The following is a 22,225-nucleotide window of genomic DNA, read 5'->3' as shown; positions in this document are numbered from 1 at the left end:
ACCGGTTTGATTTAGATTACGCGACAACGCGTAACGGTAACTTAAGGAACCACTATGAGTACAATTTGTCAGCAAGACTTTATTGATAGCATTGAAGATGCATTGCAATATATTTCGTTCTATCACCCACTTGATTTTGTTCAAGCTCTCGAAAAAGCGTACAACAAAGAACAAAGTAAAGCGGCTAAAGACGCCATTGCACAAATTTTAATTAACTCACGCATGTCGGCTGAAGGCAAGCGTCCACTTTGCCAAGACACCGGTATTATTACCTGTTTTGTTAAAGTAGGTATGGATGTTAAGTGGGATAAAACAGATTTAACCGTTCAACAAATGGTTGATGAAGGTACTCGTCGTGCATATTTGAATCCAGATAACCCTTTACGTGCATCTATTGTTGCAGACCCTGCTGGTACGCGTAAAAATACTAAAGATAATACGCCTTCGGTTGTGCATATTGATTTAGTAGCGGGTGGAAAAGTAGAAGTAATGGTTGCGGCTAAAGGCGGCGGCTCTGAAAACAAAAGTAAAATGGTTATGTTAAACCCGTCAGATGATGTTGCTGCATGGGTAGAAAAAACACTACCAACAATGGGTGCTGGTTGGTGTCCGCCAGGCATGCTAGGTATAGGTATTGGTGGTACGGCTGAAAAAGCAGCAGTAATGGCTAAAGAGTCGTTAATGGATCCGGTTGATATTCACGAGTTAATAGAACGCGGCGCAGAGACAACTGAAGAAAAACTGCGTTTAGAAATTTTTGATCGTGCTAATAAATTAGGTATTGGCGCACAAGGCTTAGGCGGTTTAACAACGGTTGTTGATGTTAAAATTAAAACAGCACCAACGCATGCAGCTTCAAAACCTGTAGTAATGATCCCAAATTGTGCGGCAACTCGCCATGTACATTTTACACTTGACGGTTCTGGCCCTGCTAATTTAAAAGCACCTAAGCTAGAAGATTGGCCACAAGTAACATTTGAAGTGGGCGAAGGCACACGTCGCGTTGACTTAAATACACTGACTAAAAAAGATGTTCAAGAATGGAAAATGGGTGAAACCGTTTTACTTTCGGGCACTATTTTAACAGGTCGTGATGCAGCGCATAAACGTTTGCAAGATATGATCAACTCAGGTGAAGGTTTACCTGAGGGCGTAGACTTTGATAATAAATTTATTTATTACGTAGGCCCTGTGGATGCGGTACGCGATGAAGCAGTAGGTCCTGCTGGCCCTACAACAGCCACTCGCATGGATAAATTTACCGATATGATGCTAGAAAAAACAGGCATTGTAGGCATGATTGGTAAAGCTGAACGTGGCCCTGCGACTGTTGAGTCTATTAAAGAGCATAAATCAGTTTATTTGATGGCTGTAGGCGGCGCAGCTTACTTAGTATCTAAAGCGATTAAAAAAGCGCGTGTTGTAGCTTTTGAAGATTTAGGTATGGAAGCTATTTACGAATTTGAAGTAGAAGATATGCCAGTGACTGTTGCAGTAGACAGTGAAGGCGCCAATGCGCATACACAAGGCCCTGCTATCTGGAAAGCTAAAATTGAAGAGCTTGATAGCAAGCTAAAATAACGTACGTTTTGTGTTTTTAAAAAGCGAGCCTAGTGCTCGCTTTTTTGTTTTTTTAAATAGGGTTATTAGTAAGTTTACAGCTCTGACCAGTTTGCGAAAAAGCTCACTTTTTACTGAAAACCTATAGGCAGCGGTACGTAGCGGCCAGGTAGCACTTGTATATTAAACTTTACATGCAACAATTGTATTACGTTCACGTAAACGTAAGTCGGTGTGGTTCTTATATTTATAGTATTTAAAACTTAAAAATGACGGTTTTGTAAATTTTTTATCTATATAAAAGTTTTAATTAGGTTATTTAATTTAAGCTTAATGTTTTCATTGGTTTTATCATCTGTGAGTATAGCGAACACGTATATGAAGTGATAAAGTCTCGGCAATTTCCAGCGCGCATACCCTCTCACGGGTTAACTATTTCGGAGTATTTTAAGTGGCTGTGTTTAATCGAGTTGAATTTGATAACCATGAACAAGTGGTTTTTTGTTCTGATGAAGAGTCGGGTTTAAAAGCAATTATTGCTGTACATAATACCAACCTAGGTCCTGCAGTTGGCGGATGTAGAATGTGGGATTATGCGAACGACGAAGATGCTGTTTATGACGTGCTACGTTTATCAAAGGGCATGACTTATAAAAATGCAGTTGCGCGCTTACCCTTTGGTGGCGGTAAATCTGTAATTATAGGTAATGCGAAAGAAATTAAATCTGAGCAATTATTCCGTGCATTTGGTCGTCAATTAGAGCGATTAAATGGCAGCTATTACTCAGCAGAAGATGTAAACATCACATGTGCTGATGTAGCTATTATGAATAAAGAAACTAATTACGTACTGGGCCTTGAAGGTAAAAGCGGTAACCCATCGCCATTTACAGCATACGGTACTTTTTTAGGAATTAAAGCAGCGCTACAGCATCAACGTGGCCATCAAAATTTTGCAGGTGTGAAAGTGGCTGTTCAAGGTTTAGGTGCTGTTGCTTATGGTTTATGTAAACATTTACATGATGCGGGCGCTGAGTTGTTTGTAACTGATATTAACCAAGCTGCCATTGACCGTGTAGTAAGTGATTTTGGCGCAACTGCGGTTGGCATTGATGACATTTACGACTTAGATGTTGATGTTTATGCACCGTGTGCACTAGGCGCAACTATTAACGATTTAACTATACCGCGTTTAAAAGCGACTATTATTGCAGGCTGTGCTAATAATCAGCTGGCAGAATCTCGCCATGGTGAAGTTATTCGTGAAAAAGGCATTTTATATGCACCAGATTACGTAATTAACGCCGGTGGTATTATTAATGTTTATTACGAAACAGCGCCAGATGGTTACAGTGCAGCAGCGTCTAATAAACATGTTGAAGGTATTTTTAATACGTTAACTGAAATTTTTGCCCGCAGCGAAAAAGAGCAAAAATCAACGCATTTAATTGCTGACGAATTAGCGCAAGAGATCATTAAAAACGGTCTGTGATCTAAGTTCTAATTTATATAAGGGTGTGCAATTGCACACCTTTTGTTTATCTGTAAGTTAATGCAATTGTTACTGAACAGCGGTACACTTTATTTTTAATTTTGTGCGGCAAATTATGACTCCCTCAACTTCTCTCATGCAGCCTATCGATTTAGATAATTGGCCTAGAAAGCAACACTTTGAATTATTTAAACACTTTTCTCAGCCTTATTTTAATGTGTGTGTGCGTTTAGATGCTCAAGCACTTTACGACTATTGCAAAACCAATCAATTTTCTTTTTTTCAAGCATATGTATATTGCACCTTAAAAGCGTGCCATGAGTACGATTCAATAATGCTACGTATAATAGATAGTAAGCCATGGCTACTTAACAGTGTTCGCGCAAGTGTGGTTGAGTTGTCTGAAAACGATACGTTTGTTTTTAGTTATTTTAACAGCGCAAGCGATTTTAAAGAGTTTGCAAATCATGCAAGTGACGTAAGCAAAAAAGCGAAATTACAGCCGTTATTTTCTGATGCATTTGCTCAAACAGAAGGGCAGGCCGACTTAATTCATATATCTGTTTTGCCGTGGCTGAATTTTAGTGCGTTTTCGCATGCATTTAGTGAAGGGGAGAGTTTAGGCATTCCTAAATTTGTATTTGGTCAGTTTGATAAACACACAGGTACAATACCTTTAGCTATCGATGTACACCACTCATTAATGGATGGTTTGCACGTAGCGAAATTTATAAACACATTGCAGGGTACATTTGACTCCTTTTGCAAAGGTTAACTTTAAACACGTCATTTAACGGCAGTGCAAGCAGTAATTAACCTGAACTCTGGATAATAAATCTATCTCAAGCAGCTATTTTTAGCGCTAACTGCGTTGAATTTACTTGCAATAGGCCCGCTATTGACGCGTAAATTCACCTTGTTTTCACTAAAAATCTCTGGCTAGAGAAAATAAATTTAAATATCACCATGATCCAATACATTAGTAAATCTCTTAACCAAAGTTCAGGTTAAGTAATCTATAAGCAATGCGATGTGAATTACTTTATATTCAAATACATAACCTTATATGCTTGAAATACACGTGTGCCGGACATATTTATATACCATACCTTAGCTCAGGAAATCACCATGATAAATGGACTGTTAATCTTTATTTTAATTCTTTTTGTGGTGATTTTCTGGCGTTGGCCATCAATTCAAAATCGATTATGGCGCAGTAAATATAAAGACTTTGCTTTAAATTCACAGCAAAAAGATATTTTACTGCGTTGTATGCCTATCTATAAAAAAATGACCGATGCTGACAGAGAAAAGTTAGAGCGACACATAACATGGTTTTTAAACGAAAAACGCTTTGTGGGTTGTGATGGCTTAAAACTAACACCCGCAATGAAGTTAATTGTTGCCGCCGATGCGTGTGTATTAGTGCTCAACAAACCGTGGCCGTTATATAAAAATGTAAAAGAAATTTTATTATACCCCAGTGCTTATTACGCTCCGCAATCAACTCGCGATAGTGCAGGACTTGTGAGTTACCATAATACGGTAAGGTTAGGTGAGTCTTGGCCAGGCGGCACACTTGTACTCAGTTGGCACGATGTGCTTGAGGGTAATCGTTTACCAAGCGATGGACATAATTTAGTTTTTCATGAATTTGCGCATCAACTCGATCAAGAAACAGGTAAAACAACAGGCACACCCATTTTAAAAAGCTCTGCAGATTACAAAGAGTGGGGCCGAGTATTTAGCCGTGCTTTCACCCAGTTAAAAAGTCACGTTGCTTATAGCATGCCGCACGTTATTCACAGTTACGGTGCGACTAATGAAGCTGAGTTTTTTGCTGTACTCACCGAAACCTTCCTCGAAAAACCCGCAGAGCTTCGCCGATACGATCCTGAAATTTACAGTATGTTAGTTAATTACTATCAATTTGACCCTATTGTTTGGCATTAAACCTACATAAACCGCGCTTTATCATATAACGCTGGCAAGTTGCGTTTGTTTTTGTTGCAATCATGTGAAATAGTTTTTACTGCAACAATAACAAGCGAGAAACGCATGAAAAAAATGCTTCATACAGTATTAGCATTGTCGGTGTCATTAGCGATAGGGCAGGTACATGCCGCCGAAAAAGACGAACAAAAATGGCAAGTAGATTCACCTAAGGGGCAATTTGTTGACGCTGCAATTAGCGTTGAGCAAGGCACATGGATGAATATAGATGTTAGCCCTGATGGTAAAACCGTGGTGTTTGACTTACTTGGCGATATTTACACTATGCCAATGAGTGGTGGTACAGCTACAAAGCTCACCTCTGATATTGCATGGCAAATGCAACCTCGTTTTAGTCCTAGCGGAAAAAGTATTGCGTTTACCTCCGATCAAGGTGGTGGCGATAACATTTGGATAATGGACTTAAATGGCGAAAACCAACACGCTGTTACCGATGAAACCTTTAGATTACTAAATAGCCCTGCATGGAGTCCTGATGGCGACTACTTAGTTGCGCGTAAACACTTTACAGCTAGCCGCTCATTGGGAGCAGGTGAAGTGTGGTTGTATCACAAAGCGGGTGGCAAGGGCGTACAGCTTACAAAACGGGAGAACGATCAAAAAGATTTAGGTGAGCCAATGTTTTCACCTGATGGTCGTTATGTATACTTTTCGCATGATGCAACACCCGGTAAAACCTTTCATTATTCAAAGGATTCTGTAGCGGGCATTTATAAAATTAAGCGCTACGACCGTGAAACGGGTGAAATTGAAACCATAATCGATACGATGGGCGGTGCTATTAGGCCTACACCGTCACCTGATGGAAAAAAACTGGCGTATATAAAGCGTGATGATTTTCAAACTAGTCTTTATTTATATGACTTAACCAGCGGTGAGCACACTAAGCTTTACGATAAGCTTGAGCGAGATATGCAAGAAACATGGGCTATTCATGGTGTATACCCAACCATTGCCTGGACACCAGATAACGAAGAGTTGGTATTTTGGGCTGGTGGCACAATTCACAAGCTAGATGTTGCAGAGAAATCTGTTAAAACCATTCCTTTTAAAGTGCAAACAAGTAAAAAAATTCAAAAAGCGGTGCGCTTTACACAAAACTTAGATACTGATGAGTTTGATGTAAAAATGCTGCGTAATGTGCAAGTAAGCCCAGATGGCGAAACGGCAATTTTTGAAGCGCTTGGACATATTTATAAACGTGATTTAGAGTCGGGTAAAATTAAGCGTTTAACAAAGCAAACAGATCATTACGAATTATTTCCACAGTACTCTCGCGATGGTAAAAAAATAGTTTACACCACATGGGATGATAACAAACAAGGGTCAGTGAGAGTTGTGTCTGCGCGCAGTGGTCGTGGTGATACAGTTACTAAAGAGCCTGGCAAGTACGTAGAGCCAACGTTTAGCCCAGATGGTAAAACGGTTGTTTATCGAAAAGCCACTGGCGGCAGTATTCTAAACCCTAAGTGGTCACTTAATCCGGGGGTTTATAGCGTAAGCGAAAAAGGCGGTAAAAGTGAGCTTATTTCAAAAAGTGGTTATCAACCACAATTTGGAGATGCAAACGATCGCGTTTTTATAATGAGTCCTTGGCCAAAACCAACGCTTAGCGTAGTTGAGCTTGAAAGTAAAAAAGTTCGCAAACTGTACGAGTCAGAACATGCGACAGAATTTAGAGTATCACCAGATGGGCAATACCTCGCTTTTGCTGAGCGATTTAAAGTATTTGTAACGCCGTTTGTTCAAAGTGGTAAAACAATTAATATTGGGCCTAAAGACAGTCAATTTCCAATAGAGCAGTTATCGGTACGTGCTGGTGAAAACATTAGCTGGAGTGCTAAGAGCAACACGCTTTATTGGACATTAGGGCCTGAGCTTTATCATGCAAGCCTTGAGGGGATGTTTGCCATTAACAAAGCCGAAGATGCCGACTTTAAAGTGAAAAGTGGCGATAATATCGGTTTCAGTAAAAAAATGGCAGAGCCTAAAGGCATGATTGCGCTCACTGGTGCAAAAATTATTACTATGGACGGCGAAAAGGTTATTGAAAATGGTGTTATTATCACCGATGGCAAGCATATCAAAGCAATTGGTACAGCCAGCGAGATAAGCATTCCTAAAGGTGCTGAGGTTATTGATGTAACAGGCAAAACAATTATGCCTGGTATTGTTGATGCTCATGCACATGGCTCGCAAGCAAGCGGTGAAATTATACCTGAGCAAAACTGGAAAAACTTTGCAGGTTTAGCGCTGGGTGTAACTACAATTCACGATCCATCAAACGATACCTCTGAAATATTTACCGCAAGCGAAATGCAAAAGGCAGGCATGATTGTTGGCCCGCGTATTTTCTCAACGGGTACTATTTTATATGGCGCAAATATGCCAGGTTATACGTCGCATATTGACTCGTTAGACGATGCTAAATTTCATTTAGAGCGCCTTAAAAAAGTAGGGGCGTTTAGTGTTAAATCGTATAACCAGCCACGCCGAGAGCAGCGCCAACAAGTTATTGAAGCAGGCCGTGAACTTGAAATGATGGTTGTCCCTGAAGGTGGCTCATTATTACAACATAACTTAAGTATGATTGTAGATGGACACACAGGTATTGAGCATTCAATCCCTGTAGAGAACATATACGACGATATAAAGCAGTTATGGTCGCAAAGTGATGCTGGTTACACACCAACACTTGTAGTGGCTTATGGTGGCATTTGGGGTGAGAACTACTGGTACGATAAAACTGATGTGTGGAATCACCCGCGTTTAAGTAAATTTGTGCCAAAAAATCAATTATTACCACGCTCTATGCGCCGCATTAAAGCGCCCGATCATCACTATAATCACTTTAATAACGCACGCGTTGCTGCTGAGCTGCAAGACCTAGGTGTATTAGTTAACTTAGGTGCGCACGGTCAGCGTGAAGGCTTAGGTGCACACTGGGAGATGTGGATGTTCGCACAAGGCGGAATGACACCGCTTGAGGCAATACGTGCTTCAACACTCGATCCGGCTAAGTATTTAGGGCTTGATAAAAACGTAGGCTCGCTTGAAGTGGGCAAACTGGCTGATTTAATGGTTATAGATGGCGATCCGCTTAAAAATATTCGAGATTCGGATAAAGTAGATTACACCATGATCAATGGTCGACTATTCAATGCAGAGACAATGAATGAAGTGGGTAAAAAAGAACGCGAACCACTTTATTTTGAAGAACTGTAATTTATTTTATACTTTGTTAAAGCGGCTACATAGCCGCTTTTTTTAGCCTTACACAACTTATAAAGCTTTATATTTTTGGCAAATAATGGATATAAAAAAACCGCTTAACGCGGTTTCTTTTAAAAATCATAAATGTTGATTAAACAACACCGCGCGGTAAGCGACAGTCATGATCTTTACGAGCTAAAATTACAATCCAAAGTTCTTCCGCTGTGTAACCTTCTTCATTTTCGGTAACAACAGTGAATGGCGCTTTTTTCTGTGCTTTAACAGGAGCAGCTGCTTTTGGTTTTTTCGTTTTAGTTGTTTTACCAGAGTTTAATTTTTTAGTAAGCTCTGCTACGTCAGCTAGGCGTAAATTTTTACCGCCATCAATGCTGTACCAACCAGGTTTGGTTGTGATTTCAGGTTTTTTACCATTGGCAGTTTCGTACGCTGCTTCAAAGGCAGATAACACTTCTGTTTTGTCTAGTTTGCTCATCAGAGACCCTATACGTTGTGAACACAGATAAAGAAGAGGTATTTATACCTATTTTAAAACAGTTTTTCAATTTTTTGCGATTTTCCTTCCATTTTAGGCCTATAAACGCCAAAATTTGCACAAAATTCAGTGCTAAGTAAGGTAAGCAGTATGCAACGTAGAGAATTTAACCAACTCCTAAATGACATTTTGAAACCTCATTTAATAAAAGATTTTTGCCCAAATGGCTTACAGGTCGAAGGTAAAAACGAAATTAAAAAAATTGTGACGGGTGTAACCGCAAGTCAAGCTTTAATAGAAGCTGCCATTGAGCAACAAGCAGATGCTATTTTGGTTCATCATGGTTTTTTTTGGAAAGGGGAATCTCAACCAATAACGGGTATGAAAAAGCGTCGCATAGGCGCACTACTAGCAAACGATATTAATTTATTCGGCTATCACTTACCACTCGATATTCATCCAGCAGTTGGCAATAACGCACAACTTGCAAAGTTATTAAATATTGAAATTGAAACAGGGCTAGAGCCAACTTCAAATAGCGTAGCAATGAAAGGGCGTTTAAAAACACCATTAAGTGGTGAAGATTTTGCAGATAAAATTGCAAAAGTGCTTAATCGAACCCCGCTCACAAGCTTAGTACGTTCAGCTAAAATAGAAACCATTGCACTGTGTACTGGTGGTGGGCAAGGATATATTGACTTAGCAGCAGATCAAGGCATTGATGCTTATTTAACGGGTGAAGCATCGGAGCAGACAATTCATAGTTCTCGTGAGCAAAACATTGATTTTTTTGCAGCCGGGCATCATGCAACAGAGCGCTATGGTGTAAAAGCACTAGGTGAGTTACTTGCTCAAGAGCATGGTTTTGATGTGACATTTATAGACATAGATAACCCAGTTTAATTAGGCTATATAAGTTACAGCGCCTCTGGATCTATCCAGCGGCGCAAACTTATCCATATATTTCCTACTACTTCGTGACTGTATTGCGTAACCACAAGTAAGGCATGAGCATTGGGAATAAACTGCTTGCTCCATGGAAGTGCAGCAAAATTATGATAATCAGTAGCTGCGGTTATGACTTCAATACCTTGAGCATTAAATAAGTCTTTGGCACGGGGCATGTGCAGTACAGATGTTACTAGTGCAACTTTAAAGTCGACTAATTTTGATGCCAGTAATTTAGCTTCTTCACCTGTGTCCATTGCTTTTGGATTTTGTAAAATACGGCTCTTATTAACGCCTAAACTAATTGCCGTTTGATACATAAGCCCGCTATTAGTGGTATTTTTATAACCCCCGCCTGAAACTATAAGCTCTGCATTAGGGTAGTGCTTTGCCAGTTTTACACCTTCGACTAAGCGCGTTAGCGCACAATTACCTAATTGATTATTAGCACTGAGTGCAGGATTTGGGTTTATATCGCAACCTAGTACAACTATTTTGTCTATTTTTGGATGCTTTAGAGTATTAAACGCAAGCGACGCTGGTTCATTATTTTGGATAATTAAATTGGCGATAAAGGGGGTGCTCAATGCAAGTAATACAATTAAGCTTAAAGTAGACAAGAAGAGGGCTGATTTGCGGCCTTTAAATGCCAGTGGGAGCATCAGGCACGCAAATAAACCAAATAGAGGCAGTGGCATAAGTAAACCACCAATCATTTTTTTAATAACAAACATAAGAGTTAAACGCTGTAGAGTTAATTACAGCGATATTACTTATTATATTGATGATTATCGACCGTTATTTAGCTTACAGGTATTTAAAAAGTGACGATAAACAGGGTTATCTTTCATGTCTTTTTTCATCGCTAAATACATAGGACGAGTAAGGCCAAGAGCGCCCAGAGGAATTGATTTAATTAAGCCTTGGCTTTCATAAGGTGTAACTAGCCAATCAGGTAAAGCGGCAACGCCCATGCCGGCACTTACTAGTTGAAAAATAAGTAATCCTTGGTCAACCGTTTTTAATGTACCGTCAAAACGTGCATTTTGAATGAAATGCTTAAATATATCTTGGCGTTCTCGCGGGATAGGGTATGAAATAATAGTTTCGTTTTTTAAATCAAGCGCTGTTACATACGCTTTTTTAGCAAGTTCATGATCCGGTGCCACAATAAGCTTCAATTTAAAATCAAATAAGTGCGCGTATTCTAATGTGTCGGGTTCGCGTATGTCAGACGTTAAAACTAAATCGAGCTCATCGCTTAGTAGGTCAGGAATAGCGTCGTAACTAAAGCCACGTTCATAATCAATTTTTATATCAGGCCAAAAGTTATTAAATTCTTTAATAGTAGGTAATAACCAATGAAAACATGCATGGCATTCCACGCTCAAACGTAGTTGAGAAATAGGCTGGTTTAAGCTTTCTTTTAAACGACATTTAGTCGCTTCCATTTTTGGCAATATTTCGTGAGCTAATTCAAGTAATAGCATTCCCTGAGGGGTAAAGCGGACTGGTTGAGTTTTACGCTCAAATAATTGGCAATCCAATTTATTCTCTAAATCTTTGATTTGATGAGATAAAGCAGACTGTGTCAAAAATAACTCTCGTGCTGTATTAACCAAAGATCCTGTTTCTTTTAGGGTTGCTATGGTTTTTAAATGTTTAATACCAATCATCTTTAAAAATTCTCATGGGAAAAGTGAGTTCAGCTCAGATTAATTACATACTACGCCTATATAAAAAACGTTTCAACGTCTAGATGGCTAAAATTATGCGTTTTATTGCAGTTTATCGCTATGAATCGTGAAAATATTAGAGTTAGTAATGATAAAAGTCATTTAAAAACTGGTTTGATGAGTTTTAGATGAGTTTGCTTCATGTTGTATTTTAAATATAACGATTGCTGTGCGTTTTAGCTCAGCGTGAGTTTTAACCATGCTGATAACGGTATGAGGTGAGGTTTGTTGAATGCTTACTTTAGATTGTGCTTTAAAAAATAGAGTCGTTTTGCCTTATAGCTTAAGTTTAGCTCAATGGGAGAGTATATGCGTAATACCTAAGCCAGCGACCTACTCGCTGGCTCTTTTTATAAGGATTTATTAATTAGTAATATGGCTTCTTTGGCAGTAACAGGTTTTGATTTTAAAAAGCCTTGGCCATAGTCGCACGCGGTGGATTGCAAAATAGTTAATTGCTCAACTGTTTCTATTCCTTCAGCTACAACTTCAAGTTTTAATGATTGCGCAAGTGATAAAATGGCTTCAACAAGTGGGTTAGTAGAATCCTGTAGATGGTCAATAAAGCTTTTATCTATTTTTAAAATATGAATAGGCAGTTGGTGCAAGTAGCCTAGTGCTGAATAACCTGTTCCAAAATCATCAAGACATAATTTTACTTTTAAAGGTGAGAGACCTTCAATTATTTGAGTGGCGAGTTCTAGATTTTCTATTAAGCCAGATTCGGTAATTTCTAAGCATAAAGAACCTAGAGGTAATTGGTACTTATTATAAATGGAATGTATTTGCGCTACAAAATCGAGGCTTGCAAAGTGTCGTGACGATACGTTAACGGTGACTTTTAAAAAGCGATGGCCTTGTTGGTGCCAATTTGAAATATGCTGGGCCGCCAAATCAAGTAAATGTAAATCAAGATTTATAATTTGCCCTGTAGTTTCAGCTATCGGTATAAAGTCATTAGGGGGTACAAACCCTTTTGTAGGGTGGTGCCAACGAACAAGTGCTTCAAAGCCGATAACTTCACTGGTAGTAATTGTGAAAATTGGTTGAAAATAAAGTTCAAACTCGTTGTGTTCAATACCGTGTTGTAAGTCGTTTTCTATATCGGCATGGGTTTTAAGTTTTTTACGCATCGTGTTATTAAAAAACTTTACCTGACCACGTCCGGTTGACTTAGCTTCATACATAGCGGCATCGGCTTGTTGCAGTAATATATAAGCTTTGTCGTTTACGTTATCTGTATAGGCAACCCCAATACTCGTTGATGCTTGGAGTAAGTGGTTATCTATATTTAAAGGTTTTGATAATGCGTTTTTAATGCGGTTTAAAGCTTCATTAACTTGGTTTTTATGCGTGATGTTTTCCATAAAAATTGCAAATTCATCGCCGCCTAAACGTGCAAATGTATCCGTGCTTCGTACTGTACCTTTAATCAAGTCGCATATTTTTATAAGGAAGTGGTCCCCAACTTCATGCCCGAGCGAATCATTAATACTTTTAAAACGGTCAAAGTCTAGATACAACAGGGCATGGCTAGTACTCTTTTTAGCACGCGTTAAACGTAAAATAGCATGTTTTATACGTTCAATAAGTAGTGAGCGGTTAGCAAGGCCTGTAAGCTCGTCATGTAATGCTTTGTGCTCAAGTTCTTGGCGGGCTAATTGCCTATCAATTGCCATACTTATTTGGCGACTTACATACGTTAGAAGAGCACTATCGTGTTCGTTGTAATGCAGTGTTTTATCGTAGCTTTGTACAACGATAACCCCGCTTATACGATCACTTGTTTGAAATGGAACACCTAACCAAGACTCAGATTGCCGACCTACCATTTTAAAATCACCGTTATTAATGTGACTTTGAAAGGCATCTTTGTTGAGTAATAGGGTTTGCTCTGTTTTTAGAAGGTAATATGAAGCGGTGTCTTTAAGTTGTTCTTTAGATATTTTTTGATGGGTTTTAGTGTTTATACCTTCTTCGACTATATAAACGAGGTCAAGTATATCTACTTTTTTGTCGTATAGAGCGATAAAAAAGTTATCGGCTCGAAGTAAGTTATTTATGATTGAATGCAAGGCTTTAAAAAATGTATCTAGGTCATTCGCTTTGTAAGTTAGGTTAGCTATTTGTAATAAGCTGTTTTCTAATTTTTGTGCATTGTTGAGTTGCTCAACTGTTTTTTGTAAGTTGTTTACTGTATTAACCTGGTTAATCTTGGCGCTGAGTAAGTGAGCAACTGTTGTAAGAATTTCAAGGTGCGCATTGGTAAAATAACCTTTGATTGGGTGCTCACAATCAATAACACCTAAAACTTGTTCTTTATATATAAGGGGAACACATAGTTCTGATTGAGCAGGGCGTTCATCAGCGATATAACGGCTGTCTTTCGTTACATCGTTAATAATTACCGCTTTTCCGGTCGTTGCAACAGCGCCCGTTATACCTTCACTAAAACGTATTATTTTACGTTCCGCTTGATATTTGTCCCGCGCGTGTGCAATACCCATTGATGCAACTTGGTTTAATGTATTTGCATTATTGTCAGCTAGATATATGACACAATCAACAAACCCTAAGCGATTTACAACGTGTGTTGTAACATACTCAAACAATTCTTCTAATGTATCGAGTTGCAATAGACTAGATGAAAATTGATTAATGATACTTAGTTGATCAGTTTTTATCTCAAGCGCTCTAGTCGCATCAGTTTTATAAGACATAGGCAATTTATATTATTCTTGTTATTTTTAAATTCACAGTTAAGTTAACCTAATCTTGAGTTTTTGTACAAATTAAAGCGATGAGTGGTTTCAATACTCTGTAAAGTTTTAATATAGCGAGTTTTAATTAATCATAAATCATTACAATAAGCTAATAGCATTGAATTTGCTCATTGTGCTTTTAAATAGTACCTCAGTAATTTTATCCATATAAAAACTTTATTTTTAATAAAATCTTTACTCGAAAACATCATATGCCTATGATCGGATAAATTCAGCCGTGGAACAAAGTAATGACAAGTAATAATACAAACTCTGTAACAACCCTTACTATCACTCGCCCTGATGACTGGCATGTACATTTACGTGATGGTGACCAGTTAAAAGACACTGTACGGGATATTAGCAGGTACATGGGCCGCGCTATTGTTATGCCAAACCTTGTTCCGCCAGCAACGTGCACAGATACGGCATTGTCGTACAGAGAACGCATTATGTCTGCAAATCCACAAGGCAACTTTGAGCCATTAATGGTTTTGTATCTCACGGATAAAACTACACCAGATGAAATAATAAAAGCTAAAGCGACAGGTAAAATAGTAGCAGCTAAGCTTTACCCTGCTGGCGCTACCACTAATTCTGACTCGGGTGTTACATCAGTAAAAAATATTTATCCAGCTTTAAAGGCAATGCAAGAAGTAGGCATGTTGCTGTTAGTGCATGGGGAAGTGACAGATTCGTCGATTGATATTTTTGACCGTGAAAAAGTATTTCTGGATACAATTTTAGGAGATGTAGTAAATGACTTTCCTGAGCTTAAAATTGTACTCGAGCATATTACGACTAAAGATGCAGTAGAGTTTGTAGTTAATGCACCTAGCAATGTAGCGGCAACAATTACAGCGCATCACTTGCTTTATAACCGCAATCATATGTTAGCGGGTGGAATTCGCCCACATTATTACTGTTTGCCAATTCTCAAGCGTAACATTCACCAGCAAGCATTAATGGCTGCAGCAATAAGTGGAAATAAAAAATTCTTCTTAGGAACTGACTCTGCACCACATTGTAAAGATAAAAAAGAAGCAGCTTGTGGGTGTGCTGGTGCATACACTGCTCATGCCGCTATTGAATTATATGCTGAAGCATTTGAGGATGCAGGAGCTTTGGACATGCTTGAAGGGTTTGCAAGCCATTTTGGCCCTGATTTTTACGAATTGCCGCGTAATACAGATACAATTACATTACAAAGAAAGCCATGGAAAGTACCTGCAAGTTATACATTGGGCGACTCTGAAGTTGTGCCTATAAAGGCTGAAAATACAATGGATTGGTCTGTCGAATAACCAATAATATATTTAAATCTAAAGCCGCTTAATTTTTAATGCGGCTTTTTTGTTTGTGCTTTTGATATTATTGAAGCGTAATTCGACGACAGGGTGGTTGTAGGTGGCTTTTGATCTCGCTTACAGCAATAAATATTACAATAATACTTATAGTTTTTTGCTTGTAAATTAGTCAGTTAAAGGCGATTTAAAACAAATTTATATTTTTAAGAAATAATTCCTAATTAATAGAGCGAAAAAAAATATAATGTGTTAATCTTACCTTGCTTTGAGTTTTTATGTATTGAATTTACGGATATTGTGCTGCGTTTAAGGTTACCGGTTAGGTTATTACTTGTTCCTGTACTGTACCTCCATATTTTTGAGCATTGACTCAGGGAGGATATTGCCATAATAATATGGCTGAATTTTAATTATTGACTTACAGGAAAATTTAGTATGTCGGTTACTGGTAAAGTAAAGTTTTTCAACGAAGCTAAAGGCTTTGGTTTCATTGAACAAGAAAATGGTCCTGACGTGTTTGTACATTTCAGCGCAATCACTGGTTCTGGTTTTCGCACTCTTAGCGAAGGTCAAGCAGTGACATTCAGCATCAAACAAGGTCAAAAAGGCCCTGAAGCTGAGAACGTAGAAGCAGCATAATTTATTATGTGAACTCTAGTTCATCTTGGTGAAGCAGGTTTCTGTTTCACCATAATTCCCCTTCCTTAAATCTATTTATTTCATACCTCAAATTCTCCTTTTTTTAAACTTAAAAAACTACTCAAACATTCTATCTTTGCAAAGCTAAACAACTAATAATCTAACGGACAAAACAATCCTCTAATACTTTTAAAAACCATTCATAAGAATTTATTCAATGGGCCTGATACCAGCTTAAATAAAATCGATGCTCAATATCAATCCATGCAAATTCTGTTTCAAGCTTACTCTGTGTGACGAAGGCTACTCATTGATAAGGGCTTCTAGGTGCTTCTATTACTTTATTATGTGAACGTAAAGCTTCATTTATAGTGTATTACTAATAAAGTAGGGTAACTCTTCATGATTAACTTAATTACTGAATTAACCTTAACGTTAAAATAGTATTAAAGAATACTTTAAAGCGGTAAATACAACCTGTTTAATTATCAAAAGCTTTTATGCTGCTAAAAGAAATGCATTGTTGAGTTTATTATTACTATTTATGGAAAAACACGTTTTAAAATAGTTTTAAAAGTAACGTATATAAAGCGTGAGTATCCGATATTAAATATTATCCAGTGTTGTTTTTTTGTGCGACAAATGGTTTGTTTTTTCAGATGAAGTGTAACTGAGGCGATAAAACACGATAAAATCGTGTAAAAAATAACTTTTGTTATATCAATTTATATTTTTTTTAGTTTTTTTTCAGTGCGAATTCAGCTTTAGCTAAATGTTGCAATAATGTTGTTTTATGTCAGTGCAATGCGAATAAATACACCCCTTAAAAGGCTTTAATAGAAATATTAAGAAAAAGCTTCGTTGCAATAATGTTAACTGTTGTGGGCTGGTACTTTCGTTTAAGCATTAACTTAGCTATTTATTTACTGAGATTAGTAAACATCAAGTTGACAGCGCTAATTGCATTTAGCATTATTGGAAGGTTGATATCTATTAAAAGATATCAGGGTTGTTCTCCTCGGAGGATAATTAAATTATAAAAGTAACATTACTTAATTGGTTGGGAACTATGTCTGTTAAAATCAGAAAGAGTCTTGTAGCAACTGCGTTGGTTGGCGCATTTGCATTTGCAAGCAGCAATGTGATTGCAGATCCTTTGAATGACGTGCAAAAAGCAGGTCAACAAATTCAAAAGGCTGCGGTTAAGTCTCAAACTAAAATTGACAATGTATATGGTCAAACTCAGGAGCTAATCGCTGAGTACCGTAGCGTTGTTGATGAGACTGAACTTATGAAAGTGTATAACGATCACGTGTCGCGCTTGGTTGATAGCCAAAACGCTTCAATTGAATCGTTTGATCGTCAAATCGCGACTATTGATAACACTAAACAAAACGTTGTGCCTTTGATGTATCGCATGATCGATACGCTTGAGCAATTCATCAAAGCGGACGTTCCATTTAATCTTGAAACGCGTTTAGGACGTGTTGAAAGACTACGTGAGATCATGGTTTCTGCGTCTGTAACGACGTCTGAAAAATTCCGTCAAGTACTTGAAGCTTACACTATTGAAACAGCATACAGCTCTCTTGTATCTGCTTCACAAGGTACTCTAGAAGTTGATGGTAAAAGCATTAACGTTGATATCGGTCAGTTAGGTCGTATCACTTACGTTGCTCAGTCTTTTGACTTGAAACATGCTTGGGTGTGGGATAACAACACTAAACAGTGGAAAGAATTAGGCGAAGAATACCTAAAACCTGTTAAAGAAGTTATTCGTATGGCGCGTAAGCAAGCGACATTAGAACTTGTTAAACTACCTATCTTTGGCGCGGAGTAATCAATAATGAAGAAACTATTTAAAGGTTTTGCTGTTGCAGCAGTACTAACTGTTTCTGCAGGTACCGCGCTTAATGCACATGCAAATACTGGAGCTCTAGATAAAATTCTTGAGCAAGTAAAGCAAGAGCGTATCTCTGAAGGTAAAATCAATAAGCAACGTGAGCAAGAGTTCTTATCAGAACGTGCTGACAAGCAAGCATTACTTAACAAAGCTAAAAGCCAACTTGCTTCTGAGAAGTCTCGTGGTGAAAGCTTAGCTAAGCAATATGCACAAAACGAAAATACGCTAGCTGAAAAAGAAGCAGCTCTTCAAAGTGCCCAAGGTACTTTAGGTGAGATGTTTGGTGTTGTACGTCGTGCAGCTCAAGATGCTATCGGTTCTATCGAAGCGTCACTAGTTAGTGCTGAAAAACCAGGTCGTGCTGAAATCTTACGTTCGTTAGCAGCTGCTAAAGAACTTCCTACAGTTCGCGAACTTGAAGAACTTTGGATTTCACTTCAAACTGAAATGACAGAATCAGCTAAAGTTTCAACTTTTGAAACTGAAGTTGCTGGTCTTGACGGTAACCCGTCAATGAAAAAAGTAACACGTATCGGTAACTTTAACTTAGTTACAGACGATGGTTACTTAATTTATTCACCAGAGACTAAGTCTATCCAGCCTCTAGGTAAGCAACCAGACGGTTATATCTTAGACGGTATCACGGCTCTAGAAAATACATCACCAGATAACTACGCTGGTGTTTACATAGATCCGACTCGTGGTGCTATCTTACGTATCAACACTCAAAAAGCGACCCTTATGGAATACTTCCATCAAGGTGGCGTAGTTGGTTATATCATCACGGCTTTACTTGGCCTAGGTATGCTAATTACTCTAATCCGCTTTGTTGACCTTACACTTACTACTAGTAAGATTAAGAGCCAGCTTAAAAATGTTGCTACACCGAATACAAATAACCCACTGGGTCGTATTCTTAAAGTGTACCATGACAACAAGAACCAAGATGTTGAAAACCTTGAGCTTAAACTTGATGAAGCGATTCTACGTGAAACGCCACGCATTGAAGCTGGTATCAATATAATTAAGATTCTTGCTGCAATCGCACCGTTACTAGGTCTACTAGGTACAGTAATCGGTATGATCTTAACGTTCCAAACAATCACATTGTTCGGTACGGGTGATCCGAAGATCATGGCAGGTAACATCTCTCTAGCACTTGTAACTACAGCGCTAGGTCTAATTGCTGCATTACCACTAATTCTACTTCATGCTCTTGTAGCTGGTCGTAGTAAGTCGGTATTACACATCCTTGATGAGCAAAGCGCGGGTATCGTTGCTACTCACGCGGAGAAGGAGAAAGCCTAATGCTAGTCCTGATGGAGATATGGGAATCTATCAGGGATTTTGTTGGCACAGGCGGCCAGGTTTTATACGTGGTCGCGATAGCACTCTTTCTTATGTGGGTTTTAATGATTGAGCGCTATTGGTTCCTACTTGCAGAATTTCCTCGCACAGCGAAAGAAATTGTAGCAAAGTGGGATGCCCGCCAAGACACTACGTCTTGGTACGCACACAGAATCCGTGAAGCATGGATTTCTGAAGCGTCTGAAAAATTAGATCAGCGTATGTTGTTGATTAAGACATTAGTAGCTGTTTGTCCTTTAATAGGCTTACTTGGTACTGTTACTGGTATGATCTCGGTTTTTGAAACCATGGCCAACCAGGGTACGGGTAACGCACGTTTAATGGCATCAGGTATTTCAATGGCAACAATCCCAACAATGGCTGGAATGGTTGCGGCACTATCTGGAGTATTTTTTAGCTCACGTCTTGAGACAAAAGCTAAAATGGTGAAAGCCAAACTTATTGATAGTATGCCTCATCACTAGAGAGAGAATTAAATATGGCACGTAAACAACGTTTTCGTGAAGAAGAAGAAGCAGCGGTTGATATGACGCCAATGCTTGACATCGTATTTATCATGCTTATTTTCTTTATCGTAACTACATCGTTCGTTAAAGAGGCTGGTATCGAGGTCAATAAACCTAAAGCGGCTCAAGCTACTAAGCAAAAAAATGCTAACATTTTTATTGCTATTCGTAGTAACGGCGAGATCTGGATTGATAAACAGCAGGTTGATGTTGAACGTATTTCAGCAAAAATCGAAAGTTTATTAGCAGAACAACCTACTGAAGTTGTAATTTTGCAAGCTGATAAAGAAGCAAAACACGGCGTAGTGGTTAAAGTTATGGACCAGATTAAAGCGACGGGTGATAACCTGAGAATTTCAATAGCTGGAGATCAGTAATGATTCGTTTTCTGTTTTCACTGATTGCAGGTGGGGCAGTTACTTTCGGCTTGTTCTACTTCATGGCATTCCTCATCTCTGGTGGGGCTGACCGTAATACGGAACAAAAAGAGCAGATCATAGTCGAAATAATGACGAATCCGCCTGAATCTAAGGTGCAGGAGAGGAAGCGTGTACCGCCTCCTCCTCCGCCACCGCCAAAGCAGCCGCCTAAACCGCAGCCGCCACAGCCGGAAAATAATAATCCAAATCCTGGTGCTATGTCATTTAATATGGGAAGCATTGATGTTGGTAGTTCGGCAGGTGGACTAAGTGGTCCTGGTGCATTTGGACGAGATGGTGATGCGACACCTATCGTTCGTATAGAACCAAAATATCCAACGCAAGCAGCACGTGATGGTAAAGAAGGTTGGGTTCAACTTTCATTCACAATTGATGAGCTAGGTGGAGTAACTGACGTTGAAGTAATTGACGCAGAACCGAAACGTATCTTTGACCGTGAAGCTAAACGTGCACTGCGTAAGTGGAAGTACCGTCCTAAGATCATTGACGGAAAACCACAGAAACAACCAGGTTTACAAGTTCAATTAGACTTTAAACTTAACCAAGGCAACTAAGGAGGCGAGTAATGAGAAATTTTTCTAAAGTAACTGCTCTTGCAATTCTTATGTCTGTGTCGGGTGCTACTTTAAGTGCATCTGTTTTAGCAGCGCCGGATTACGCAAAGATTGAAGAGCGTAAAAAAGCAAAAACTAAAATCATGGGCGAGCGTACTGGTAAAAAAGTAATTAAAGCATTTGATTTGTACAACGAAGAAAAAGTTGATGAAGCAATTGTTTTGCTTAGAGAAATCGAGCCTTCGAATGACTTTGATAAAGCGACCGTAAATCGTTACTTAGGTAGCATGTACGCTCAAAAAGAAAAGTATGACGAAGCGATCAAGTACTCTAAGCAAGCCGTTGCACCTGATGTTTTAAACTTTGCTGATCAAGAACAAACTCTTAAGTTGTTAGGTGACTTATACGCTGGTACAGAAAAGTTCCAAGAAGCTAAAAAAGCATATGTAGCTTGGATGGACTTTACCGGTGAAGAGGACCCTACGGTTTATACACGTATTGCTCAAGCTAACTATCAGTTAGAGCAATACCGTGATGTTTTTGAACCAGCAGATAAGGCAATAAAACTTCAAAAAGAGCCTAACAAAGGCCCTTACCAATTAAAACTTGGCGCATACTTTGAGCTTAAAGATTATGCAAACATGGTTAAAATTGGCGAAGAAATTGTTCGTGTATGGCCTGATGATAAAAAAGCTTGGGTTAGCTTAGGTAAGTATTACCTACAAACTGAAGATTATTCTAAAGGTTTAGCAACTATGGAAGTTGCATACAAGAATGGTTACTTTGAAAATGAAGTTGAGTATAAAGTCTTATCTAACTTTTACTCTCTAAATGAGATCCCTTATAAAGCAGCTGTAACGCTAGAAAAGGCCATTAAGAGTGAAAAAGTAGAACGTACAAAGCAGAATGTTAGCGCGATTGCGAGTAATTACCATCGTTCTAAAGATTTAGAAAAAGCTGCTAAGTACTACGAAGATGCTGCTAAATTTGATGACGACGCTGAGCTTTACCGCAAAGCAGGTTCATTACTTTTACAATCTGAAAAATTCAGTGCTGCTATTGTTCGCTTGAACAAAGCATTAGAGCTTGGCTCTGACAAAAAAGGCACAATTTATTCAGATTTAGCTGAAGCGTATTACTACCAAGGAAAGTATAAGCAAGCATATGCTGCAATTACTAAAGCTATGGATGACCCTCGCACACGTAAGTTTGCAAAAGGTTGGTCTACATATATTAAAGATAAAGCCGCTCGCAACGGTGTTAAAATTTAATTTTAATTAGCTTAAGCAAC

General features: G+C 38.6%; 18 protein-coding genes. 14 read left to right on the top strand and 4 right to left on the bottom strand.

From position 1 onward, the window contains the following. The first annotated feature begins 54 nt into the window (after positions 1-54). From H5160_RS17815 to H5160_RS17795, 5 genes are all read left to right on the top strand, one after another. Positions 55-1,581 carry a fumarate hydratase gene (locus H5160_RS17815; RefSeq protein ID WP_165742758.1) on the top strand — a complete coding sequence of 509 codons (1,527 nt, stop codon included), beginning with the start codon at positions 55-57 and terminating at the stop codon, positions 1,579-1,581. 430 nt (positions 1,582-2,011) lie between these two features. Continuing rightward, positions 2,012-3,052, top strand: a complete 1,041-nt coding sequence (locus H5160_RS17810) for a Glu/Leu/Phe/Val dehydrogenase (protein ID WP_002961676.1) — start codon at positions 2,012-2,014, stop codon at positions 3,050-3,052. Between the two features lie 136 nt (positions 3,053-3,188). Then, a complete protein-coding gene (locus H5160_RS17805) occupies positions 3,189-3,827 on the top strand; it encodes a chloramphenicol acetyltransferase (RefSeq protein WP_182715838.1) in 639 nt (212 codons plus the stop codon). 353 nt (positions 3,828-4,180) lie between these two features. After that, positions 4,181-5,005, top strand: coding sequence for a M90 family metallopeptidase (locus H5160_RS17800; RefSeq protein WP_182738217.1), 825 nt, complete (start codon positions 4,181-4,183; stop codon positions 5,003-5,005). A gap of 105 nt (positions 5,006-5,110) precedes the next feature. Beyond that, positions 5,111-8,290, top strand: a complete 3,180-nt coding sequence (locus tag H5160_RS17795; protein ID WP_182738215.1) for an amidohydrolase family protein — start codon at positions 5,111-5,113, stop codon at positions 8,288-8,290. 139 nt (positions 8,291-8,429) lie between these two features. Here H5160_RS17795 and H5160_RS17790 read toward each other — a convergent pair whose 3' ends face one another. After that, complete coding sequence (locus H5160_RS17790) at positions 8,430-8,771, bottom strand: hypothetical protein (protein ID WP_002961684.1); 342 nt, start codon at positions 8,769-8,771, stop codon at positions 8,430-8,432. 150 nt (positions 8,772-8,921) lie between these two features. Here H5160_RS17790 and H5160_RS17785 point away from each other — a divergent pair, with 150 nt between their 5' ends. Continuing rightward, positions 8,922-9,674 carry a Nif3-like dinuclear metal center hexameric protein gene (locus H5160_RS17785; RefSeq protein WP_182738213.1) on the top strand — a complete coding sequence of 251 codons (753 nt, stop codon included), beginning with the start codon at positions 8,922-8,924 and terminating at the stop codon, positions 9,672-9,674. A 14-nt stretch (positions 9,675-9,688) separates the two neighbouring features. On the opposite strand, the gene H5160_RS17780 is transcribed toward H5160_RS17785, so the two are convergent. The 3 genes from H5160_RS17780 to H5160_RS17770 form a co-directional block, all read right to left on the bottom strand. Continuing rightward, on the bottom strand, positions 9,689-10,453 hold the full coding sequence (locus H5160_RS17780) for a YdcF family protein (protein ID WP_182733677.1): 765 nt from the start codon (positions 10,451-10,453) through the stop codon (positions 9,689-9,691). Between the two features lie 54 nt (positions 10,454-10,507). Further along, on the bottom strand, positions 10,508-11,395 hold the full coding sequence (locus H5160_RS17775) for a LysR family transcriptional regulator (protein ID WP_002961689.1): 888 nt from the start codon (positions 11,393-11,395) through the stop codon (positions 10,508-10,510). Positions 11,396-11,805: 410 nt separating this feature from the next. After that, positions 11,806-14,175: an EAL domain-containing protein gene (locus H5160_RS17770; protein ID WP_182738206.1), complete on the bottom strand. Its 2,370-nt coding sequence runs from the start codon at positions 14,173-14,175 to the stop codon at positions 11,806-11,808. Positions 14,176-14,468: 293 nt separating this feature from the next. On the opposite strand from H5160_RS17770, the gene pyrC reads away from it, so the two are divergent. The 8 genes from pyrC to H5160_RS17730 all read left to right on the top strand — a co-directional run bounded on the left by pyrC (position 14,469) and on the right by H5160_RS17730 (position 22,205). Then, complete coding sequence (gene pyrC, locus H5160_RS17765) at positions 14,469-15,521, top strand: dihydroorotase (protein ID WP_182738204.1); 1,053 nt, start codon at positions 14,469-14,471, stop codon at positions 15,519-15,521. 438 nt (positions 15,522-15,959) lie between these two features. Further along, positions 15,960-16,163 carry a cold-shock protein gene (locus H5160_RS17760; RefSeq protein ID WP_002961702.1) on the top strand — a complete coding sequence of 68 codons (204 nt, stop codon included), beginning with the start codon at positions 15,960-15,962 and terminating at the stop codon, positions 16,161-16,163. A 1,069-nt stretch (positions 16,164-17,232) separates the two neighbouring features. Then, on the top strand, positions 17,233-18,003 hold the full coding sequence (locus H5160_RS17755; protein ID WP_024590812.1) for a DUF3450 domain-containing protein: 771 nt from the start codon (positions 17,233-17,235) through the stop codon (positions 18,001-18,003). 6 nt (positions 18,004-18,009) lie between these two features. Further along, on the top strand, positions 18,010-19,374 hold the full coding sequence (locus tag H5160_RS17750) for a MotA/TolQ/ExbB proton channel family protein (RefSeq protein WP_002961707.1): 1,365 nt from the start codon (positions 18,010-18,012) through the stop codon (positions 19,372-19,374). Then, positions 19,374-19,898, top strand: a complete 525-nt coding sequence (locus H5160_RS17745) for a MotA/TolQ/ExbB proton channel family protein (RefSeq protein WP_002961709.1) — start codon at positions 19,374-19,376, stop codon at positions 19,896-19,898. The genes H5160_RS17750 and H5160_RS17745 overlap by 1 nt, the downstream gene beginning before the upstream one ends. 14 nt (positions 19,899-19,912) lie before the next feature. Then, positions 19,913-20,317, top strand: a complete 405-nt coding sequence (locus H5160_RS17740; RefSeq protein WP_002961710.1) for a biopolymer transporter ExbD — start codon at positions 19,913-19,915, stop codon at positions 20,315-20,317. Continuing rightward, positions 20,317-20,934, top strand: coding sequence for an energy transducer TonB (locus tag H5160_RS17735; protein ID WP_024603667.1), 618 nt, complete (start codon positions 20,317-20,319; stop codon positions 20,932-20,934). Before H5160_RS17740 ends, H5160_RS17735 begins: the two co-directional genes overlap by 1 nt. 11 nt (positions 20,935-20,945) lie before the next feature. Continuing rightward, a complete protein-coding gene (locus tag H5160_RS17730; protein ID WP_002961712.1) occupies positions 20,946-22,205 on the top strand; it encodes a lipopolysaccharide assembly protein LapB in 1,260 nt (419 codons plus the stop codon). Positions 22,206-22,225: the final 20 nt, after the last annotated feature.

The sequence above is a fragment of the Pseudoalteromonas sp. SG43-4 genome, assembly GCF_014164325.1.
Lineage (GTDB): Bacteria > Pseudomonadota > Gammaproteobacteria > Enterobacterales > Alteromonadaceae > Pseudoalteromonas > Pseudoalteromonas distincta.
This window is presented reverse-complemented; position numbering and strand designations above follow the sequence as displayed.